The 22,075-nt window shown below is 46.4% G+C and carries 16 protein-coding genes; 11 read left to right on the top strand and 5 right to left on the bottom strand.

Going from position 1 to position 22,075, the window contains the following annotated elements; genetic code table 11:
- Positions 1-69: 69 nt before the first annotated feature.
- Genes mreC through tldD form a run of 7 tightly spaced genes read left to right on the top strand, consistent with a single transcriptional unit; the run spans position 70 to position 9,712 of the window.
- A complete protein-coding gene (gene mreC, locus R7Q46_RS19975; protein ID WP_005381142.1) occupies positions 70-966 on the top strand; it encodes a rod shape-determining protein MreC in 897 nt (298 codons plus the stop codon).
- The gene (gene mreD / locus R7Q46_RS19970) at positions 956-1,444 is read left to right on the top strand and encodes a rod shape-determining protein MreD (protein WP_005381141.1); all 489 of its coding nucleotides are present in this window, start codon (positions 956-958) and stop codon (positions 1,442-1,444) included. The genes mreC and mreD overlap by 11 nt, the downstream gene beginning before the upstream one ends.
- 4 nt (positions 1,445-1,448) lie before the next feature.
- A complete protein-coding gene (locus R7Q46_RS19965) occupies positions 1,449-2,018 on the top strand; it encodes a Maf family protein (RefSeq protein WP_005381139.1) in 570 nt (189 codons plus the stop codon).
- 18 nt (positions 2,019-2,036) lie between these two features.
- Positions 2,037-3,506 carry a ribonuclease G gene (gene rng, locus R7Q46_RS19960; protein ID WP_005381138.1) on the top strand — a complete coding sequence of 490 codons (1,470 nt, stop codon included), beginning with the start codon at positions 2,037-2,039 and terminating at the stop codon, positions 3,504-3,506.
- A gap of 12 nt (positions 3,507-3,518) precedes the next feature.
- Positions 3,519-7,400 (top strand): YhdP family protein, encoded by a 3,882-nt coding sequence (locus R7Q46_RS19955; RefSeq protein ID WP_213871928.1) that lies wholly within the window; start codon positions 3,519-3,521, stop codon positions 7,398-7,400.
- Between the two features lie 33 nt (positions 7,401-7,433).
- A complete protein-coding gene (locus R7Q46_RS19950) occupies positions 7,434-8,255 on the top strand; it encodes a carbon-nitrogen hydrolase family protein (RefSeq protein WP_262669182.1) in 822 nt (273 codons plus the stop codon).
- Between the two features lie 11 nt (positions 8,256-8,266).
- Positions 8,267-9,712, top strand: coding sequence for a metalloprotease TldD (gene tldD / locus R7Q46_RS19945; protein ID WP_262647668.1), 1,446 nt, complete (start codon positions 8,267-8,269; stop codon positions 9,710-9,712).
- A gap of 66 nt (positions 9,713-9,778) precedes the next feature.
- On the opposite strand, the gene R7Q46_RS19940 is transcribed toward tldD, so the two are convergent.
- On the bottom strand, positions 9,779-11,155 hold the full coding sequence (locus tag R7Q46_RS19940) for a PhoH family protein (protein WP_005381133.1): 1,377 nt from the start codon (positions 11,153-11,155) through the stop codon (positions 9,779-9,781).
- 561 nt (positions 11,156-11,716) lie between these two features.
- Here R7Q46_RS19940 and rapA point away from each other — a divergent pair.
- Positions 11,717-14,626, top strand: a complete 2,910-nt coding sequence (rapA, locus tag R7Q46_RS19935) for an RNA polymerase-associated protein RapA (RefSeq protein WP_262647667.1) — start codon at positions 11,717-11,719, stop codon at positions 14,624-14,626.
- Between the two features lie 104 nt (positions 14,627-14,730).
- Here the strand turns inward: rapA and R7Q46_RS19930 are convergent, their stop codons facing one another.
- Entirely contained in the window at positions 14,731-15,996 is a 1,266-nt protein-coding gene (locus R7Q46_RS19930) for an NRAMP family divalent metal transporter (RefSeq protein WP_262647666.1), read from the bottom strand.
- Between the two features lie 342 nt (positions 15,997-16,338).
- On the opposite strand from R7Q46_RS19930, the gene rluA reads away from it, so the two are divergent.
- Both rluA and R7Q46_RS19920 read left to right on the top strand, forming a co-directional pair.
- On the top strand, positions 16,339-17,091 hold the full coding sequence (gene rluA / locus R7Q46_RS19925; RefSeq protein ID WP_042523486.1) for a bifunctional tRNA pseudouridine(32) synthase/23S rRNA pseudouridine(746) synthase RluA: 753 nt from the start codon (positions 16,339-16,341) through the stop codon (positions 17,089-17,091).
- Positions 17,092-17,194: 103 nt separating this feature from the next.
- Positions 17,195-18,157, top strand: coding sequence for a D-2-hydroxyacid dehydrogenase (locus R7Q46_RS19920; protein ID WP_318077726.1), 963 nt, complete (start codon positions 17,195-17,197; stop codon positions 18,155-18,157).
- Between the two features lie 89 nt (positions 18,158-18,246).
- Here R7Q46_RS19920 and yjgA read toward each other — a convergent pair whose 3' ends face one another.
- Complete coding sequence (gene yjgA, locus R7Q46_RS19915) at positions 18,247-18,774, bottom strand: ribosome biogenesis factor YjgA (RefSeq protein ID WP_005381124.1); 528 nt, start codon at positions 18,772-18,774, stop codon at positions 18,247-18,249.
- Positions 18,775-18,884: 110 nt separating this feature from the next.
- Here yjgA and pmbA point away from each other — a divergent pair, with 110 nt between their 5' ends.
- Complete coding sequence (gene pmbA, locus R7Q46_RS19910) at positions 18,885-20,228, top strand: metalloprotease PmbA (RefSeq protein WP_238843935.1); 1,344 nt, start codon at positions 18,885-18,887, stop codon at positions 20,226-20,228.
- A 64-nt stretch (positions 20,229-20,292) separates the two neighbouring features.
- On the opposite strand, the gene mgtE is transcribed toward pmbA, so the two are convergent.
- A complete protein-coding gene (gene mgtE / locus R7Q46_RS19905; protein WP_005381121.1) occupies positions 20,293-21,651 on the bottom strand; it encodes a magnesium transporter in 1,359 nt (452 codons plus the stop codon).
- A 148-nt stretch (positions 21,652-21,799) separates the two neighbouring features.
- Entirely contained in the window at positions 21,800-22,075 is a 276-nt protein-coding gene (locus tag R7Q46_RS19900; RefSeq protein WP_005381120.1) for an HPr family phosphocarrier protein, read from the bottom strand.

Here is a 22,075-nt window from a genome sequence, read left to right as displayed (position 1 = left end):
TTTAGTTAAGTATTTTTAGGTTGCCAAGTAAGGCTCAATAATCATGGAAGCAATCAGGTCAAAAACAAGATGAAACCGATTTTCGGCAGAGGTCCGTCTCTGCAATTACGTCTGTTTTTTGCTGTCATCGTGTCGGCGAGCTTAATGCTGGCCGATAGTCGTCTAGATACGTTTTCCAACGTTCGATACCTACTAAACAGTATGGTTGCACCGATTCAGTACGCAGCGAATTTACCTCGTAGTATGTTCGATGGCGTATTTGAACGTTTTAATTCTCATCAGGCATTGGTTGAAGGCAATCGCAGCTTAAAGCGAGAAGTGCTACGCCTGAAAAGCGAGCTTATCTTGCTCGACCAGTATAAAGAAGAAAACCAACGCTTACGTAAGTTGTTAGGATCTTCATTTGTCCGTGATGAAAAGAAAGTCGTGACAGAAGTAATGGCGGTTGATACTTCACCTTATCGTCATCAAGTGGTGATCGATAAAGGCCGTATTGATGGTGTTTACGTTGGTCAGCCTGTTATCAATGAGAAAGGCATCGTTGGTCAGGTCACGTTTGTCGCAGCGCACAACGCACGTGTTCTGCTGCTAACGGACGCGAAAAATGCAATTCCTGTCCAGGTGATCCGCAATGATATCCGAGTGATCGCATCGGGCAATGGTGAAATGGATGAAATCCAACTGGAGCACATTCCAACCAGCACAGATATTCAGGTTGGTGATTTATTGGTGACATCCGGTTTAGGTGGTATTTACCCTGAAGGATATCCAGTCGCGACGGTTACCAATGTGGATCACGATACGCGTCAAGAGTTCGCCTCAATCAAGGCTGAGCCGGTTGTGGAATTTGATCGCTTACGCTACCTACTGCTGATTTGGCCGAATGAAGACCGTCAACACAAAGTACTGCGGTCCAATGTAGATGAAGGGTTAGAGCAAGAACAAGAGGTAACCGATGGCCAATAATGTATTGAGTAGCCGAATGGTGATTGGCGTCAGTTTCTTCGTTGCGCTGGTACTGCAAACCATTCCATGGCCAGGTGTGTTAGATGTGTTACGTCCGTCATGGTTGTTCCTTGTCACGTGTTATTGGGTGTTGGCACTACCGCACCGAGTGAACGTCGGAACTGCGCTAGTGTTGGGCTTATTGTGGGATATCTTGATCGGCTCAACGCTTGGAATTCGTGGCATGATGATGTCGATCGTTATCTACCTTGTGGCGCTGAATTTCCTGTTGATTCGCAACATGGCATTGTGGCAACAGTCGATTTTAATTGCCTTTTTTACTGCGTTATTGGAAGTTTTGATATTCTGTGGGGAATATTTGAACCAGGACGTAGTATTTAATCCATTATCTCTGTGGACGGCGGCAATAAACTGTATACTTTGGCCATGGATGTTTTTATTAATGCGACGAGTTCGTCGTGCATGGCACGTAAGGTAAGGCGGTGAAGAAAAGCTTATCTCTCGTTCTCGCATCGGGTTCTCCGAGAAGAAAAGAGCTGCTTGCTCAACTGGGTTATGATTTTGAGATCGTATTGCCTGATATTGAGGAAGCCAAACAGGCTCATGAGCAAGCACGAGATTACGTGTTGCGTCTTTCTTTGGAAAAAGCTCAGGCAGGCTTAGCGTTGGCTAAGCCTGATTCCGTTGTATTGGGCTCTGATACGGTCGTAGTATGCGATGACCGTGTGCTAGAAAAACCAAAAAGTTTTGAAGATTCAAAGCGTATGCTTACTGACTTATCCGGTCGTCGTCATCAAGTGATGACTGCGGTGAGCGTTGTATCATCGGAACAACAACATTCAGTGGTCGTTACCACTGACGTGTGGTTCAAACCACTGACTCACGAAGAAATCGAACAATATTGGCAGTCAGGAGAGCCATGCGATAAAGCTGGAAGTTATGGTATTCAGGGACTCGGAGGGCGATTTGTCACCCGAATCGAAGGCAGTTATCACGCTGTAGTAGGCTTACCTTTGTTCGAAACCGATCAGCTAATTCAAGAATTTTTATAATTGTTTTGAGGTGTGCACATGAGTGCAGAATTGCTGCTTAACGTGACCCCGAGTGAAACTCGTGTGGCCATGATTGAAGGTGGAGTACTACAAGAAATACATATCGAGCGCGAATCGCGTCGCGGTATTGTGGGCAATATATACAAAGGCAAAGTAAGCCGAGTGTTACCAGGTATGCAGGCGGCTTTCGTCGACATTGGTTTAGATAAAGCGGCGTTTTTACATGCGTCAGATATTGTTCCTCATACCGAATGTGTGGCAGAAAACGAAAAACAGCAGTTTCAAGTCCGTGATATCTCTGAACTGGTACGCCAGGGACAAGACATTGTTGTGCAAGTGGTCAAAGATCCGCTCGGCACGAAAGGTGCGCGTTTAACGACGGATATCACCTTACCTTCGCGTTATCTTGTTTTTATGCCGGGGGCCAGCCATGTCGGTGTTTCGCAGCGTATTGAAAGTGAAAAAGAGCGCGAGCGTTTGAAAAAGGTGGTGAACCATTACTGCGATGAGCACGGTGGTTTTATCATTCGTACCGCGGCAGAAGGCGCTGATGAAAAAGAGCTATCTCAAGATGCGGCATTTCTAAAGCGTTTGTGGCTAAAAGTCATGGAGCGTCGCTCAAAATACAAAACGCGTTCAACACTTTACGGTGAACTCGGCTTAGCTCAACGCATTCTGCGTGACTTTGTTGGCACAGAGCTCGATAAGATCATGGTCGACTCCCGCCTTGAATACGAGAACCTGAAAGAATTCACTTCTGAGTATGTACCGGAGTTAACAGATAAGCTTGAGCTTTACGAAGGTGACAAGCCAATCTTTGACATGTACGACACCGAAAACGAAATTCAGCGTTCTTTAGAGCGCAAGGTCGAGCTAAAATCGGGCGGCTATTTGATCATCGATCAAACCGAAGCCATGACCACCATCGACATCAACACGGGTGCATTTGTTGGTCGTCGTAATCTCGAAGAGACTATCTTCAATACCAATATAGAGGCAACGCAAGCTATTGCGCGTCAGCTACGTTTACGTAACCTCGGCGGTATCATCATTATTGATTTTATCGATATGGCATCCGAAGAGCATCGTCAGCGAGTACTTACCTCACTGGAAACGGCGCTGGCGAAAGACCGAGTAAAAACCAACATCAACGGCTTTACCCAGCTTGGCTTAGTTGAAATGACGCGCAAGCGCACACGAGAAAGTATTGAACATATCTTGTGTTCTGGCTGTCCTACTTGTGAAGGCCGTGGCAGCGTGAAAACGGTCGAAACCGTATGCTTTGAGATATTACGCGAGATTACTCGTGTGAACCGTGCTTACGACGCCGATAATTTTGTCGTGTACGCATCGCCGTTTGTTGCTGAAGCGCTATTGGGCGATGAGTCTCATGCGTTGGCTGAGCTCGAAGTATTTATTGGCAAGCAAGTGCGAGTTCAGGCTGAACCCCTGTACATTCAGGAACAGTTTGACGTCGTAATGATGTAATTTGGAACATTTGTGAATTCTGGTGTTAACCGTTTTGGGCGTTTTTGTGCGTGGAGTTTAGTTACTGTATTGGTGTTATTAGCCATATTAGTAACCACGCTTCGCGTCACACTGCCGCAACTTAACCATTTCCAAGATGAGATCAAAACCTGGGTCAAACAAGGCACAGGTTTTGACGTTTCTATTGCCAATGTCGCAGGGACGTGGCGCAATAATCATCCCTCAATTGCGTTACTGGGTTTAGAGGCAAATCTACCAAACGTGCAAGATGCACGCTTCGCTGTTGAAGAAGTCCAAATTGAGTTCGACCTTATTCAATCTCTTTTTCAACTTAAACCTGTAGTTGCAGACCTTACCATTCATAACCTCGCTTTAGACATTCACACGGTAGACATTCTGCCGACTTCTCATCGTCAAGAACCGAAGCCTGAAGTGGATAAGAGCGAAGTGAAACTCATTGACCAACTCGACTCACTTCTTTTACGTCAGTTCGAAGACTTCACTATTAGCGATTCACGGATTTGGTATAAGTCTGTGTCAGGTGAAACTCGCCGTTTAGATATTGAGCACCTTCGTTGGAGCAATCAAGGGAAACGTCACGTAGCCGAAGGCACGGTTAGCATTGCCGATGTTCGCCTGAACTCGTTGTTAGTAAGCGCTAACTTTAAAGATCATGGCTCGTTGCGCGATGTATCTGGTGAGTTTTACGTGAGTGCTCAAGATGTCTCGGTCACACCTTGGCTGACCACTTACATGCAAGAAGAGTCAGGAGCAGAGTCGGGTAAAGTCAGCTTAAATACTTGGCTAACGCTCAAACATAGCCAACCGCATGATGCTTATGTTGAATTGCTGCCTTCCGAGTTGGTGTGGAATGAAGATGGACATCATGAGCTGTTTATTGAGTCTGGAATTTTCAATCTTCGACCAGATAAACAAGGCTGGAAAGTAAATGGCCACTCACTTCAGATCAGAACCGATAATACCCCTTGGCCAGAGCTAGACGTCGCGTTTGATTGGCAACCAAACGGCTGGATGCTTAATCTCTCTCAACTCGACATTGAAGCACTCATTCCGCTCATTAAGCTGGCTCCAGAGTCAGAGTCGACCAGTGACCTTATTAACAAACTAGCACCGAAAGGTCGGGTCGAAGATGTCCGATTGTCAATGAACGGTGGTTTAGACACCTTACGCTACTCGGCTGAACTGGATGAACTCGCGATGACACAATGGGAGCTCCTACCCGGGTTTCATCACGTACAGGGCAGCGTATCGGGGGATGTGAATCAAGCTAAAGCAAAAGTCACCGTCATTGATGATGTCTTTCCGTACGGCGATGTATTCCAAGCTCCGCTGAATATCAAACAAGGTGAAGTCGATATTATCTGGCAGCAAGATGATGCGGGTTGGCGTTTGTGGGCGGATAAAGTGACGGCAGCAACGCCTGATCTTCAAGTCTTGGGGGCATTCCGTCTTGATTTTCCAAAAGAACAAAGCCCATTTTTATCGTTCTATGCCGAAGCGGATCTCTACAACGCGGGTGAGACATGGCGCTATCTACCGACTCTGGCACTTGGACAAGACTTGACCGACTATCTTTCGACCGCGATTCAGGGCGGTAAAGTGAACACAGCGAAATTGTTGTGGTATGGCGAGTTAGGTGATTTTCCTTACAAAGAACATAATGGCATGTTCCAAGCTTGGGTTGGATTAAAAGACGCGAAATTTAGCTTTGATACGGCATGGCCAACCATCACGGATTTGCAGCTAGACTTGCTGTTTGAAAATGATGCCATGTATTTGGATTCAAAATCAGCCACACTAAATGGCGTTCATGCCAAGCGTATCACTGGGCGAATCCCTGAGTTGGCAGAAGGTGGACACATCGAGATTGAAGCGAAAGCAAGCGCGCCGGGTAATGAAGTCCGTGACTACATGATGGCGACGCCATTAGTGGATTCAGTCGGTGCCGCATTGACAGCGCTGCAAGTGAGTGGGCCCGTTTACTCTGAGTTTCAACTCAACATACCGTTTGATTTTGAGAAAGACTCTCGCGCTTGGGGTTATGCCGATTTAACAGAAAATCGTGTTGATATTGAAGCGCCGCCAATGACGCTTGAAAACGCCACAGGACGTATCACCTTCGACAATGATGTGGTTACCACATCGGGTTTGTCGGCCGAATTATTACAACAGCCTATCTCTCTTGATTTCCATGGAGAGAGTGCGGAGCAAGGCTACAACGTGATAATTAATACACTAGGAGATTGGGATGTCGAGCCGCTCAAACCCTATGTCGGTGAGCGTTGGTTAAACCTTGTTTCTGGCCATGCGCCGTGGCAAATGGATATTGACTTGCAACTCAATGATGTTGGTTTCACTTATCAGCTTGAAGTGCTGGCGCAGCTAAATCGTCTGGCTAGTCAATATCCTTATCCTTTAGCGAAAAAAATTGGTGAGTCTGGGCAAGCGAAACTGCAAGCATCCGGCAACCAAGAGAGTATTTCAGCACGACTACAGATCCCAAATGTGAAGTATCAAACTGAGATAGATATCGCTGGCGATGTCCCGGTTCTGACTGCGACTCATTTAATGGTTGGCAAAGGTGGCTTCCGGATTAGTCCTATTGTCGGGCACGATGCTTCGGTGCGTGTCGAAGAACTGAATTTAGACCAATGGGCGGAGCTTGCGCAGGTCTCTGAGAGCAAGCCTTCATCGTCTGTTTTGGCAAGCATGAAAACGCCGACCATTCCATTGCCGACACGCATTGAAGTTGAAACGCCAAACTTACAGCTCGGTGGGATTGAGTTTCATGATGTGGATTTTTCAGCAAGCAAGAAAAATTTGAGTTGGCAACTCGATGTGGACAGTCAAGAGGTTAAAGGGAAAGCTAACTATCTGAAACCCTATGATCTATCGGTCTCTCTAGAGCACTTGCATCTGTACATCCCAGGGTTTGAAGAGATGACCAAAGAGCGCAGTTCAATCTTTGCGAGTGAAGATCAAAACGCACCTTTGATTACCAATTTTGACCGCAAGTTTCACGCAGAGATGCCAAACTTAACTTTGAACATCGATGATTTTTGGCTGCAAGGTTACAAAGTGGGCAAAGTTAATGTTGATTTGCAGCGTCGCGAGAACCGCTTGGAGTGGAAAAATATCACCTTTAGTAGCGGCAAAAACCGCATTGATATGAGTGGTTGGTGGGACCTGACGAAAGAGAGTAGTCATTCCAACTTAACCATGAAAATGAAAGGTGATAACAACACCGATCTTATGGAGCGCTTTGGTATTACATCAGGCATTCAACAAGCACCATTTGAGATCAATGCCAATATGGAATGGGACGGCGCACCTTGGTCAATGAAGACACAAACCTTGCAAGGAAACGTCTCAACGGAATTTGGTAAAGGCGTGATCAGTGAAGTTAGTGGTGCGGCACGCTTGTTAGGCTTGTTCAGCTTGGATTCTATCATCCGTAAGATGCAGCTCGACTTTACCGACGTATTCGATAAAGGCATGGCATTCAACTCGATCACGGGAACAGGCAAAATCCAAGACGGTGTGTTTATCACCAATGATATCGTAATGGATGCGTTAGCAGGGGAAATGCAAATCCGCGGTATCGCTAATATGAACAGCAGAATGGTTGATGCGGAAGTGAAATTCACACCAGACATCACATCAGGCTTACCAATGCTGACCGCGTTTGCCGTTGCGCCTCAAACTGCTTTGTATGTCTTGGCCATCTCTACGGTGATATCTCCGGTGGTTGAGGTCTTCACTCAAGTCAATTATGAAGTGAAAGGCCCACTAGATTCACCAACGGTGAAAGAAATTTCGCGAAGTAAAGGTGAATACAAGCTGCCAGAAAAACTGCGTGAACAGGCCAAATAACTCACCGAATATAATGGAATAGGGAGGAAACACATGGAGCGTGTTGGCATTATTCAAATGACTTCGGGTCCGGATATTAACGCGAATTTGGACTTCATTGAAAAACAGTGTGCTTTAGCGAGCAAGCAAGGTGCCAAACTTGTTCTTACTCCTGAAAATACAGTGCTATTTTCCAGTCGCGAAGCTTATCATCAACATGCAGAGCCACTTGGCAGTGGCATGATTCAACAGCGGCTCTGTGAAATCGCTAGAAAGAACCAGTTAACGCTAATTGTCGGAAGCATGCCCATTCAAACCGCAAAAGGTGTCACGACAACAACACTTGTATTGCCGCCGCACGGTAAATGCATTGCTCACTATGACAAACTGCATATGTTTGATGTCGACGTAGCCGATGGTTATGGTAGTTATCGTGAGTCGGATACGTTTATGGCGGGTAATCAAATAGTCGTTGCGGAAACTGATATCGGCAGTGTTGGATTGAGTATTTGTTATGATTTACGTTTCCCAGAACTTTATAAAGTATTACGTCAAGAAGGGGCGGATATCATTGTGGTGCCCGCTGCGTTTACCGCTGTGACGGGGCAAGCTCACTGGGAAATACTATTGCGAGCTAGAGCGATTGAGACACAATGTTGGATTTTGGCAAGCGGACAAACTGGAACGCATCCATGTGGACGAAAAACATGGGGACACTCAATGGTCGTTGACCCTTGGGGACGTATCCATAAACAGCTTCAGGATGAGGTAGGTTTATTGGTGACTGAGATAGATTTGTCACAAAGCCAACAAGTAAGGCAGAATATGCCGCTGACTCAACACAGTCGCTTTCAAAATGAATTGAGACGGAAATAAAAGAGCTAACTATGAGCACAAACCAAATAGAACAGGCACTCCTTGCCCCAAATGGTCTGACAGAACAAGACATTGCTGACACGCTTGCCAGCATTGCGACGCGCCAGATCGATTATGCGGACATTTACTTTCAGTCCAGCTGGCATGAGTCTCTGGTTCTAGAAGACAGCATCATCAAAGATGGCTCTTTTAACATTGATTGTGGTGTTGGTGTCCGTGCAGTAACTGGCGAGAAAACCGGCTTTGCCTACTCTGATCAAATCCAGCCTGAAGGCCTGAAGCAGAGTGCAATGGCGGCGCGCGGTATTGCTCAGCAAGGGCAGAATGGTAAAGTCCAAGCGTTTAAACGCACCGAAAACCAAGCGTACTACGCCGCTGTGAATCCACTAGCTGAATGGGAAAAGCAGCAAAAAACAGAATTGCTCAAATTTCTAGATGCTTACATCCGCACTAAAGAACCATTGATTAAAGAGGTCTCGATCAGCATCAGCGGTGTGCATGAGCAGATGCTTGTTGCGGCAACAGACGGTACTTATGCAGGCGATATTCGTCCTTTGGTGCGTTTGTCTATTAGCGTGCTCGCACAAAAAGGTGAACGACGTGAACGCGGTAGCGCGGGGGGCGGCGGCCGTTTCGGTTACGATTTCTTTTTAACGGAAAGCAATGGTGTGAAACAAGCTTTTCATTACGCAGACGAAGCGATTCGCATGGCGTTAATCAACCTTGAAGCAGAAGCAGCACCAGCTGGCATGATGCCAGTGGTATTGGGTTCTGGCTGGCCTGGCGTGTTGCTACACGAAGCGGTAGGTCATGGCCTAGAAGGTGATTTTAACCGGAAGGAATCTTCGGTTTTCTCTGGCAAAATGGGTCAACAAGTGACGTCTTCGCTGTGTACCATCGTCGATGATGGCACGTTAAAAGACCTTCGTGGTTCACTGAATGTGGATGATGAAGGGGTAAACGGCCAGTACAACACGCTTATCGAAAATGGTGTGCTGAAAGGTTACATGCAAGACAAGCTAAACGCGCGGTTAATGGGTGTGAACCCAACAGGTAACGGTCGTCGTGAGTCTTATGCACATTTACCAATGCCGCGTATGACCAACACCTACATGCTACCAGGTGAACATACGCCAGAAGAAATAATCTCGACGGTCGAGAAAGGGTTGTATGCGCCAAACTTTGGTGGCGGTCAGGTGGACATTACTTCGGGTAAGTTTGTGTTCTCTGCATCCGAAGCATACTTGATTGAAAACGGTAAAATTACGCGCCCTGTTAAAGGTGCGACGTTGATTGGATCAGGTATCGAAGCAATGCAGCAAATCTCTATGGTCGGTAACGACCTAAGTATCGACAAGGGCGTTGGCGTATGTGGTAAAGCAGGTCAAAGTGTGCCAGTTGGGGTTGGTCAGCCGACCTTGAAGCTGGACTCACTGACAGTGGGTGGCACTGAGTAACTCAGTCGAATCGTTATAAAAAGAGCGCTCATTAGAGCGCTCTTTTGCTTTGTGAGTCGGTGTCAATTACAGGTTTTCTTCAGCAAATTCCGCCAAGCGGCTACGAACCACGCCGTTGAGGTGAATATTTGCGCTGCCTTCAAAGTTCTTGAAGCGCTCAACCATGTACGTCAATCCTGATGTCACTGGGGTGAGGTAATGAGAGTCAATCTGCGCCAAGTTACCGGAGCAGACGATTTTGGTTCCTTCGCCACAGCGGGTAATGATGGTTTTGATTTGTGATGCAGTGAGGTTTTGACACTCATCAAGCAGTACAAACGCATTTTGAATCGAACGGCCACGCATAAAGTTGATCGATTTAAATTGAATGTTGGCTTTATCGCAGATGTACTTCAATGAGCCTTCAGTGCAGTGATCGTGTTTATGTAGTGCTTCCAAGGTATCGGTCACCGCCGCTAACCACGGCATCATTTTCTCCTCTTCGGAGCCGGGTAAGAAGCCGATGGATTCACCGATATCTGGCGTGTTACGTGTTACGATAATTTTATCGAACATGCTTTTTTCAATGGTTTGCTCCAATGCTGCTGCCATTGCCAGTAATGTCTTACCACTACCCGCTGCACCCGTTAGAATCACCAAGTCAATTTCTGGATCGAGTAAGGCATCTAACGCCATTCCCTGGTAGATATTTTTAGGTGTGATGTCCCAAGCCTTACGATGCATTAGACGTTCGCGGCTCAGGTCGAGAAGCGTTAGCTTGTCTTCATTGATGGTTTCTACGCGACCAGCAAAGTCACTGTCTTCATCAATAACGTATTGGTTGATAAAGGTTGGGTCGAAGGGTTCGCGACTGAGTTTGTGGTAAGTTTTTCCGCCCAGTGCATAGCTTTCTACTTCCTCAATACCGCTCCAGAAATCACCTTCACGCAATTGAAAGCCTTTGGTTAGGTATTGAATGTCGTCAATCAGTTGGTCGGTTCTATAGTCCTCAACAAAGCGTACACCAGCCCCTTTGGCTCGCAGACGCATGTTGATGTCTTTCGTGATCAGTACCACTTCACGTGGTGCACGTTTATTTTGCAGATAAAGCACCGCGTTGAGAATACGGTTGTCACCGGCCTTGTCGGCGAAGGCTTTGACGGTTTCCTGCAGTTCAAAATCCGCCAAAATGGAAATGGTACCTTGGTCGGGGTTGTCTTTAGAAACAGGAATACCTTCAGAGATTTCATCTGGCGTTGCTTCTTTAAACAAATCTTCCAAGGTGCGAATAGCTACGCGCGCATCTCTTGCAACGTCGCGCTTGCTGTCTTTGATTCGGTCGAGTTCTTCCAACACGGTCATGGGGATAACGACATCGTGTTCTTGGAAAGAGAAGATGGCAAAGGGTTCATGAAGAAGAATGTTGGTATCGAGTACAAACAGTTTCCGATCGGTATCGCCCATAGCGTCTCCTTGCCGTAGTACGGCTCTGCATGCGAGTTGTTAGGTCGTTTCCAAATAGGTGTGAAGTGACCTAACTCTGATTGCTTGCAATAGAGGTTGTCGGGCTGATGTCGGCTAGTGTGCAACCGAGTAGCAAGACAACTTACTGCAAACCCGTGTTGATCCTAATCGTGTACTAACGCGCTTAAATCATATGCAATGGTTTTAAACGCCCCTCATTAGAAGTATACGTAATATTTACGTTCTACAACTTAATAATTGGCATGAGTATTTTACAATTTGATTGCATTTAGAGTTTGGGAAAAAAAGTTTCTGCTTGGTGCGGTTTCGGCGTGACCTAAATCACAGCTTCAAGTAAGATTAGCGACCTTTTTCTGCGTATAGGCTACGTCCGATTTATCATGTTGAGCTGGCTTAAAAAATACTCAGTTCATACTGAAATGACGAATGCTATCGGCATAGCAGAAGCCAGAATCAGATCTAAACTATTATCCATGCCCACGGGCATGAGTAGACCAACAAGAAATACGAATCAAGAACTAATAACGAGGTAGTCAATTCATGACATTTGCTTTGGGGCAGCGCTGGATTAGCGATACGGAAAGCGATTTAGGTTTAGGTACCGTTGTAGCAATGGATGCTCGTACTGTGACATTGATGTTTGCAGCGTCAGAGGAAAACCGAGTTTACGCACGTAACGATGCACCTGTTACCCGAGTCACCTTTAATGTTGGGGATGTCATCGATTGCCAAGAAGGTTGGTCTCTAAAAGTAGAAGAAGTACTGGAAGATGAAGGTCTTTACACCTATTTCGGTACTCGTGAAGACACGCAAGAAACCGCTGTTGTTCTGCGTGAGATTTTCCTTAGCAACCAAATTCGTTTTAACAAACCTCAAGATAAGTTGTACGCCGGTCAAATCGACCGTATGGACAACTTTGTTCTGCGTTACCGTGCGCTAACCAACCAGTTTGAGCAGCATAAGAGCCCAATGCGTGGCCTATGTGGTATGCGTGCAGGTTTGATCCCTCATCAGCTTTACATCGCGCACGAAGTTGGCCGTCGTCACGCGCCACGCGTCTTGTTGGCGGATGAGGTAGGTTTGGGTAAAACCATTGAAGCGGGTATGATCATCCACCAACAAGTTCTGTCTGGTCGTGCCGAACGCATTTTGATTGTGGTGCCTGAAACACTGCAGCATCAATGGCTGGTTGAGATGATGCGTCGTTTCAATCTGCATTTCTCTATCTTTGACGAAGAGCGCTGTATCGAAGCTTTTGCGGATGCAGAAAACCCATTTGATACTCAGCAATATGTGCTGTGTTCTTTGGATTTCCTACGCAAGAGCCGCAAGCGTTTTGAACAAGCACTGGAAGGTGAATGGGACCTACTGGTTGTCGATGAAGCGCATCACATTGAATGGAGCCAAGATAAACCGAGCCGTGAATACCTGGTGGTAGAAGGCTTGGCTGAACGTACTCCAGGTGTGTTGCTACTGACTGCAACGCCAGAGCAGCTTGGTCGTGAGAGTCACTTTGCTCGTCTGCGTTTGTTGGATCCAGACCGCTTCTATGATTACGAAGCATTCGTTGAGGAAGAAGAGCAATACGCGCCCGTAGCAGATGCGATTACTTCACTCTTTTCCGGTGAAAAGCTACCTAATGAAGCAAAAAACCAGATCACTGAGTTGTTGTCTGAACAAGACGTAGAACCACTTTTCCGTATTATTGAAAGTGAAGCGGACGAAGAAGCTAAAGCGTCGGCACGCCAAGAGCTGATCGATAACTTGATGGATCGTCATGGTACAGGGCGTGTTTTGTTCCGTAACACGCGCGCGGCCATCAAAGGCTTCCCTACGCGTAACGTGCATATGATGCCAATGGATATTCCACCGCAATACACTACATCAATGCGTGTTGCTGGAATGATTGGCGGTAAGATGAGTTCTGAAGCACGTGCGATGAAGAACCTTTACCCGGAAGAAATTTTCCAAGAATTTGAAGGCGATGACGCGAGCTGGTGGCAGTTTGACTCGCGTGTGAATTGGTTGCTTGAAAAAGTAAAAGAGAAGCGCAGCGAGAAAATCCTCGTGATTGCTTCTCGTGCGAGTACCGCACTGCAATTGGAGCAAGCACTGCGTGAGCGTGAAGGTATCCGCGCCACCGTTTTCCACGAAGGTATGTCGATTCTTGAACGTGACAAAGCGGCGGCTTACTTTGCGCAAGAAGAAGGTGGAGCACAAGTTCTTATCTGTAGCGAAATCGGCTCTGAAGGTCGTAACTTCCAGTTTGCCAACCAACTTGTCATGTTCGACTTGCCATTTAACCCAGACTTGCTTGAGCAACGTATTGGTCGTTTGGACCGTATCGGTCAAAATCGCGATATCGACATTCATGTTCCTTACCTGAAAGGCACATCGCAAGCGATCCTAGCACGTTGGTTCGATGAAGGCCTGAACGCTTTTGCGGAAACCTGCCCAACAGGCCGTGCTGTTTACGATAAGTACTCCGATGATCTGATTGAAATTCTTGCCTCTGGTGATACCAGCACGCTAGATGAGATCATTGAAGCGTCAGCAAAAATGAATAAAGAGCTGAAATCCCAATTGGAGCAAGGCCGTGATCGCCTATTAGAAATGCATTCAAATGGCGGGGAAAAAGCACAACAAATCGTTGAGAAAATTGAATCAACTGACGGCGATACCAATCTGGTCACCTTCGCACTTTCTCTTTTTGACACGATTGGCTTGAATCAAGACGATAAAGGTGAAAACGCCCTGATTGTGACCCCATCTGAGCACATGATGGTGCCAAGCTATCCAGGTCTGCCATACGAAGGAGCGACGATCACGTTTGATCGTGATACGGCTTTATCTCGTGAAGATATGCACTTTATCAGTTGGGAACACCCAATGATCCAGGGTGGTATCGATCTTCTTATGAGTGAAGGGGTGGGGACGTCTGCGGTATCTCTATTGAAAAACAAAGCGTTACCAGTCGGGACTATTCTTCTTGAGTTGATTTACGCGGTAGATGCGCAAGCGCCAAAACGCAGTGGTATCGCGCGCTTCTTACCGAAAACGCCAATCCGTTTAATGATGGACTCGCGTGGTAATGATTTGTCTGCTCAAGTGGAGTTTGAAAGCTTTAACCGCCAGCTCAGCCCTGTAAACCGTCACTTAGGTAGCAAGTTGGTTACGTCGGTACAGAAAGACGTACACCGCTTAATTGAAGCTGGTGATGTTCTTATTGAAGAGAAGGTCGAAGAAGTACGCAAGCAAGCTCATCAAGATATGCAGCATAGTTTGAATGCAGAACTTGAGCGTTTGCAAGCACTGAAAGCGGTGAACCCAAATATTCGTGACGAAGAAATTGAAGCTATCGACGCACAAATTAAAGAGCTTACTGGTTATATCAACCAAGCTCAGGTTCAGCTCGACTCGCTGCGTTTGATTGTGGTGAGCCACAACTAAGTATTTATTGCTCATTAAAAAAGGTCTTCAGTTGAAGACCTTTTTCTTTATTTACGGTTTAGTTTCTTTATGCGGAATGCATTAATCACTGATAGCTATCTCATTTACATCAACCACTTCCACCAGATAAATACAGCCAAGAAGCCAAACAAGTAAATCAGGCCTGCAATCGACAACCACTTTAGTTTAGGTCCAACAGCCAAAGGCTCAGGTAACTCAGTTTTGCTCACTAAGGTGTAATTTAGCAGAGCAAAGAATGGCGTGGTCATAAAGGCGAGAATCATCGCAAAGTTCAGCATAGGCAATAACGCAGAAGCCCAGAAAACCACAATACCTAATGCAAGTAAGGAGACTACCAGCGTGATCGCTGAAGTGGTTTTAGGGTTAGTGTCTGGTTGTGAGCGCAGTAGGCGTTGAGAATCCGAAATAACGCGCGAATAGCCATCAATAACGGTAATCGTGCTGCCAAAGATACAGAAAAACGCAATTACCGCGATTAAGTAACGAGACCATTCGCCAATCGTTGCCGCATATAAGCCAACCAATTGGTGGGAGAAGCCAACGCCAGAGCTTTCAAGCGCAACGCCAGATCCATAAAGCATCAAAGAGCCTAGCGATACAAAGATAATGGCAAGAAACGCCGTGCCAATATAACCGACATTAAAGTCAAATAGAGCAGAGCGGTATGTTACTTCTTGCTGGCTTGATTGGCGTTTTAGCCATGCTGAGGTTAAACAGGAGATCTCTATCGGTGCAGGCATCCACCCCATTGTCACGACGATAAAACCAATAGCCGCAATAGACCAAGGTGACGGCGGCTCGAAGTTGGCCACTTGTTCAACAGGGTTACCAAAGGCGATAGAAACAGCGAGTAAAGTCGCGATGGTTAACACCGACATGATCACTTTAGATAGCGTATCGAGCGCTTTGTAATGGCCAGCAAATAATATGATCAGGCAGGTGACAATCACAATGATGCTGAGTGATGCCATTGATAGTGAAAACGGAATGAAGTAGCCCAGCAAGCTAGCGCTAAACATCAACAAAGCGGCGGTATTGATGACGGCCGATACCACGCTAAGAAATAGAAATAGCCATAGATAAGGCCGACCTAATTTCGCGTAGCCCTCAACCAAGGTGAGCCCTGTCCCCATGGTGTACTGTACGCCCGCTCGGAAAAAAGGGTATTTAAACAGGTTTACGAGCAGAATCAGTGCAGCCAATTGCCAACCATAAATCGCACCAGCCTTGGTTGATGCCACGAGGTGAGAGCCACCGACCGCAGCAGATGCCATTAATATGCCGGGGCCTAGCGAACGAAAAAATAAGGAAAGTTTGGATTGGGGTTTATCTATAACGGCGGAGTCCATTGCTTATTGTCCTTTTTATCTTATGTATCTTTCTAAAGAGATACATACCGCAGTACATGACAAACTGAGCGCTCGCCCTATACTGCGCAACGGTAATGTCTTTTAAATGCTGTGTTTTGGTGTATTTATTTTAAGTATTCTTTGCGAATATCATGCTGTGTGCATCTAGCACTCTATTCAGTTATGCGTCTTGTTGTCAAACTAAATTTACAACGTGCTATTTTTAGTTTTTATGCTAAAGGATTGACTTTGTTTTATTGGGTTGAACTTTTCTTCAGAATCCTGCATCTGGGTGCTATTTGGGTATATAATCGTGGCGTTTTTATTTTGTAGAGATCTCCCATGGCAATGCTTGAATATACCCCTCCCACCGACCCTTGGGTTGATATCGTTTTTGAGGATGACGACATTCTGGCAGTGAATAAGCCATCAGGGCTGCTGTCTGTCCCTGGTCGCCTTGCAGAGCATTACGACAGCATGTGGAGCCGCCTCAAAGAGTTGCATCCAGAAATTCAAGTTGTGCATCGCTTGGATATGTCGACATCAGGGTTGATGTTGCTGGCGAAAAACAAACCCGCGGAGCGAGCATTAAAAAAGCAGTTCCAATATCGCCTCACTCACAAGGTGTATTACGCACGTGTTTGGGGGCATGTTGAGCCGCAAGAAGGGAATATTGATCTTCCATTAATTTGTGATTGGCCAAATCGTCCACGACAAAAAGTATGTTTTGACGACGGCAAACCATCTCAAACTTTATTCCAAGTAGTGAAGCGTGAAGTGCACCCTGATGGCACCCATACAACCGTTGTGCGGTTACTCCCCATTACTGGTCGATCGCATCAGTTACGCGTGCATTTGATGGCGATTGGTCATGCGATTGTGGGTGATGAGTTTTATGCAAGCGAAGAGGCGTATCAGTTTTCAGAACGTTTAGAGTTGCACGCTGCGGAGCTAAGTTTTTATCATCCAGCTACGGATCAGCTGAGCAGTATTTTTGTACCCTGTGACTTTTATTCTGAAGCCGAGGCGATGATCTTTAACTATTTTTCGCCAGAGCGTACATTGCCTGATTATAAAACGTTGCCACACCCTTAATGCCAATTGCACTCAACAGCGGTTCTTTCTAGTTCGCTATTTTTGGCTATTTCGTTACTGTGGTTGATGTATCCTGTCTTTCAGCCGTGAACAAGGAGTTGTTATGTCTTTGCCAAGCATCGTATTTTTAGACCGAGCGACCATCCCAGAACATATTGAGGTCCCACGACCTGGCTTTCCGCACCACTGGCGTGAGTACGACCTAACTGCGCCTGAGCAGGTAATAGAAAGGTTAGCAGATGCCGATATCGTGATTAGCAATAAAGTCCTGCTTGACCAACATGTATTAGAGCAACTACCAAAATTACGGATGATCGCGGTTGCCGCAACTGGTTTTAACAACGTCGATGTGAACTACTGTGCTAATCATGATATTGCGGTTGCTAATGTACGTGGTTACGCGACGCGTTCGGTGCCCGAGCACGTGATGGCAATGTTATTCGCTTTAAGACGGAATTTATTTGGGTACCACCAAGATATTGCCGCAGGTGAGTGGCAGCGTAACCAGCAGTTTTGTTTTTTTACTCACCCAATCGGGGATATTGGTGGTAGCACGTTAGGTGTTGTTGGTAGTGGGGCACTAGGGCAAGCGATGGCGAATCTGGCTCAAGCGTTAGGAATGACCGTGTTGTTTTCTGAGCGTAAAGGGGCGGCAGAATGTAGACCAGGTTATGTGCCGTTTGAGGAAGTATTAAAACGCTCCGATGCGCTGACTTTGCATTGCCCGCTCAACGATCGTACTCAGAATTTAATTGGTCAAGCTGAGTTGCAACAAATGAAGTCCAACGCCATTTTGATTAATACAGGGCGTGGAGGTTTGGTGGATGAGAGCGCGCTGGTGGATGCCTTAAAACAGCAAGAAATTGCAGCGGCTGGTTTTGATGTTTTTACACAAGAACCGGCTGATGAGAGCAATCCGCTGATTGCCAATATGAGTTTACCTAATTTGTTACTTACACCGCATGTTGCATGGGGCAGCGACTCATCTATCCAACGTTTAGCGGAAATCTTGATTGAGAACATTAACGCTTTCGAGCGCGGAGACCGCGTGAATCGCTTAGTGTAACGCTGACAGTAAAACCAAAGATAAAAAAAGCAGACATTGACGTCTGCTTTTTGCGTTTAAATCGAATGCTCATTGCTTGAGCCGTCGAATTAAAACTCTTCTTCGTTTAGACCTTTAAGGATCTGAAAGATTTCGCGGTACGCTTTTGCTGGTTTCCCAGCTTTTTTCTCTTTCGCTGCTTGGCGAGCAAGTTGGCGTAGACGCTGGCGATCCGCTTCTGGGTACATTTCCATTACGTCATCAATGGCTTTGTCACCTTCTTCCACTACGCGATCACGCAACGCTTCAAGTTTGTGGAATACCGCCGTTAATTGAGAGTGCTTATTACGAATTTTATCTAGTGCGGCTTGGATTGGCTCTGGATCTTCGTAACGCATCAATTTACCGATACGTTGTAATTGGCGACGACGCGCTTCATTTTTAAAGCGTTGCGCGTCAGCAATTGCTTCTCGCAAATCTTCACTCAATGGAAACTTTTCTAGAACTGAAGGTTTGAGGCCGACAAGCTCCTCACCTAGCTTTTGCAGTTCTTCCATGTCTCGCTTCATCTCGGATTTACTTACCCAGATGATCTCTTCTTCTGGTTCCCATGGCGCTTTTTGATTCTTACGTGCCATTTCAGTTGCCTGTGTTTTGATTAATATTATGACTATTTTAACAAGAATCATGGGGAGAAAGCGAAATTCTTGTTATCCTATTGTTCATCAAAGACAAGATGTGAAAGACAATGGATATTAAACAGCAGGTTGCTGAGCAACGTACCGAGCTAGAGCAAGCCGTCGCAAGAGCCTTAAAGCTTGCATCGGCAAAATCTGACGCCGCCGAAGTCGCAATTACTAAAAGCACTGGTTTAAGTGTTTCAACTCGTATGGGTGAAGTAGAAAATGTCGAGTTCAACAGCGATGGTGCGCTGGGCATTACCGTTTACCGAGGTCAACGCAAAGGCAGTGCTTCCACGTCTGATTTAAGTGAAGCGGCAATCGAGCAAACCGTTATAGCGGCGCTAGATATTGCACATTACACATCTGAAGACCCATTTGCAGGCCCTGCAGCAAAAGAATACATGGTGCAAGAGATCCCGGAGCTTGATCTTTTCCACCCTGACGCACCCGATCCAGACTATGCTGCCGATGTGGCGATTGCCGCTGAGAAAGAAGCGCTAAGTTATGACAGAGCAATCAAGCAAAGTGATGGCGCGAGTTATGATAGTCATTATGGCGTGAAAGTGTATGGCAATAGCCATGGCTTATTAGCTAGTTATGCGTCTAGCCGCCATAGTACTAGCTGTTGTGTAATTGGCGTTGGTCAAAACGGCGAGATGGAACGTGATTACAGCTACACCGTGGCACGTCATCGTGATGACTTATGGACCCCAGAAACGGTGGGTCGTAAGGCGGCAGAGAATACGGTTAACCGCTTAGATGCGCAGCGTCTAAAAACAGGTCAATACCCAATCATGTTTGCGGCTGATGTTGCGACAGGCTTGATTGGCCATCTCGTTATGGCGATCAGCGGTGGTAACCTGTACCGAAAATCTTCTTTCTTACTTGACCATCTAGGCAAACAAGTGCTTCCTGAATGGTTCAATATCTCAGAACGTCCGCATGTATTGCGTGGTTTGGCATCAAGTCCATTCGATAGTGAAGGTGTGTACACTCAAGACCGTGAGATCATTACCGACGGTGTGCTAGCAACTTATCTGTTAACCAGTTATGCCGCACGTAAAATGAAGATGACGCCGACAGGTCACGCTGGTGGGATTCATAACTGGTACGTGAAGTCGACAGGCCAAAACTTCGAGCAAATGCTTAAAGAGCTCGGTACTGGTCTTCTAGTGACAGAAGTCATGGGACAAGGTGTGAACGTGGTAACGGGTGATTACTCTCGCGGTGCCGCAGGCTTCTGGGTTGAGAATGGCGAAATCCAATACCCAGTATCAGAAATTACCATCGCAGGTAATCTAAAAGACATGTTCACCAAGATTGTGGCGGTTGGTAGTGATATTGAAACGCGCTCACAAATCCAAACGGGCTCTATCCTACTGGATAGCATGAAAGTGGCGGGTGAATAAGCTTTTCTAGCAATTCAGAATCAAAAAAGCCTGATGTGTTCATCAGGCTTTTTCGTTTTTTCTGTTAGGTAATCAGTATTGTGGCAAGCCCTAAGAAGACAGATAAACCAATCACATCCGTCACCGTTGTTAATGCCATACCACCAGCTAAAGCGGGATCGATGTTCATTTTTTTCAATAGGATTGGAATCGTTACTCCGGCAATACCTGCGACCAATAAGTTGGTCAGCATGGCGGCGGAAATGATTCCTCCGAGCATCCAGTTACCTTTCCAAGCAACAACAATACCACCAATAATCAGCGCCCACATGATACCGTTGAGTAAGCCGATCGAGGCTTCTTTCATTAACAGTTCGCGTTTGTTTGAGTCACCGATATGACCAAGAGCAAGACCACGAATCACTAGTGCGACGGTTTGGTTACCAGCAACACCACCCATGGACGGAACAATCGTCATCAATACCGCAATGGCCGCCATTTGATCTAATGTGGCCTCAAACATGTTAGAAACGGAAGCAGCAGCAAGGGCGGCTAATACGTTAGCGCCAAGCCAGATACTGCGTTTGCGAGCTGATTTTACAACAGGCGCGAAAGTATCTTCGTCATCGTCCATACCCGCCATACTCATCATCGAGTGTTCCGCGTCTTCACGAATAACGTCAACCACGTCATCGATGGTGATACGGCCGACCAAATGCAAGTTTTCATCAACAACAGGTGCAGATACCCAATTACGGCGTTCGAACAGACTCGCAACATCTGAGTCGCTAGTATCGACGGTGATGGCCTCGTCCGCGTCTTCCATTACATCAATGATTTTTACGTCTGGCTGAGTGGTAATAAGCGTCGTGATCGGCAGTTCACCGATGAGCTTACTCTCTTCATCGATCACATACAGGGCATCCGTAGCTTCTGGAAGCTCGCCTTTCATACGTAGATAACGCAAAACTACGTCCACATCGACGTCACCACGAATTGTGATGACGTCGGTGTTCATCAGTCCACCCGCGGTGTCTTCTGGGTAGGATAGGGCGGTTTCGACCCGTAGACGGTCAGAGGAGTCCATTTGCGACAGGACTTCGCGTGACAGGTTGTCAGGCAAGCTACGCAGTACGTAAGCCACGTCATCGGTATCCATGCCTTCTGTCGCTTCTGCAAGCGCTTCTGGTGCCATTTTGGATACGAGGCTGTCTTTGACGTCTTCGTTCAGCTCGTCAAGGATTTCACCATAATCTTCAGGGTCGGTGAGTTGCCAAAGAACTTCACGGCTCTTCCGTGGGGAGGCTTCTAAAAGGTGAGCGATATCCTCAGGTTCCATGTCCTGTAATTGACGACGAACATGGACGAAGCGGCCATTTTCTAGCGCTTCTGTGACTTCTTGGAGGGCTTGGTGAGCTTGGTCGAATTCAATTTGCTCTGCCATTCATTCCTCCCAATTCCTGATATTTACAATGCGTTGAATAATAACTTAATTCTAGGCGCCTTTTAATAACAACTTATGATACTAAGCAAATTTATTTATTAGGTCAGGGAAGAGAAAGATAATGGGAGGTAAGAAAAAAGCGAGTAAACTACTCGCCTTCATCAAATTTATCTTCGATCAAGTGGCAAACGGCATCCAGTGCTTCTTCCGCTTGCCCACCCGTTGCGTGGATCGTGACGTATTGTCCTTGAGCGGACTCTAGCATTAACAGGCCCATTACGCTGTCTGCTGTGGCGGTTTTGTCTTCTTCATTGTCGATGGTGATGACCGCTTCAAAGCTCTGTGCCAGTTCGACCAGTTTGACTGCTGCACGAGCATGTAAGCCAAGGCGGTTTTGAATCAATACTTTACGACTTAACTCCAC

The sequence above is a fragment of the Vibrio sp. 811 genome (assembly GCF_033339195.1).
This window is presented reverse-complemented; position numbering and strand designations above follow the sequence as displayed.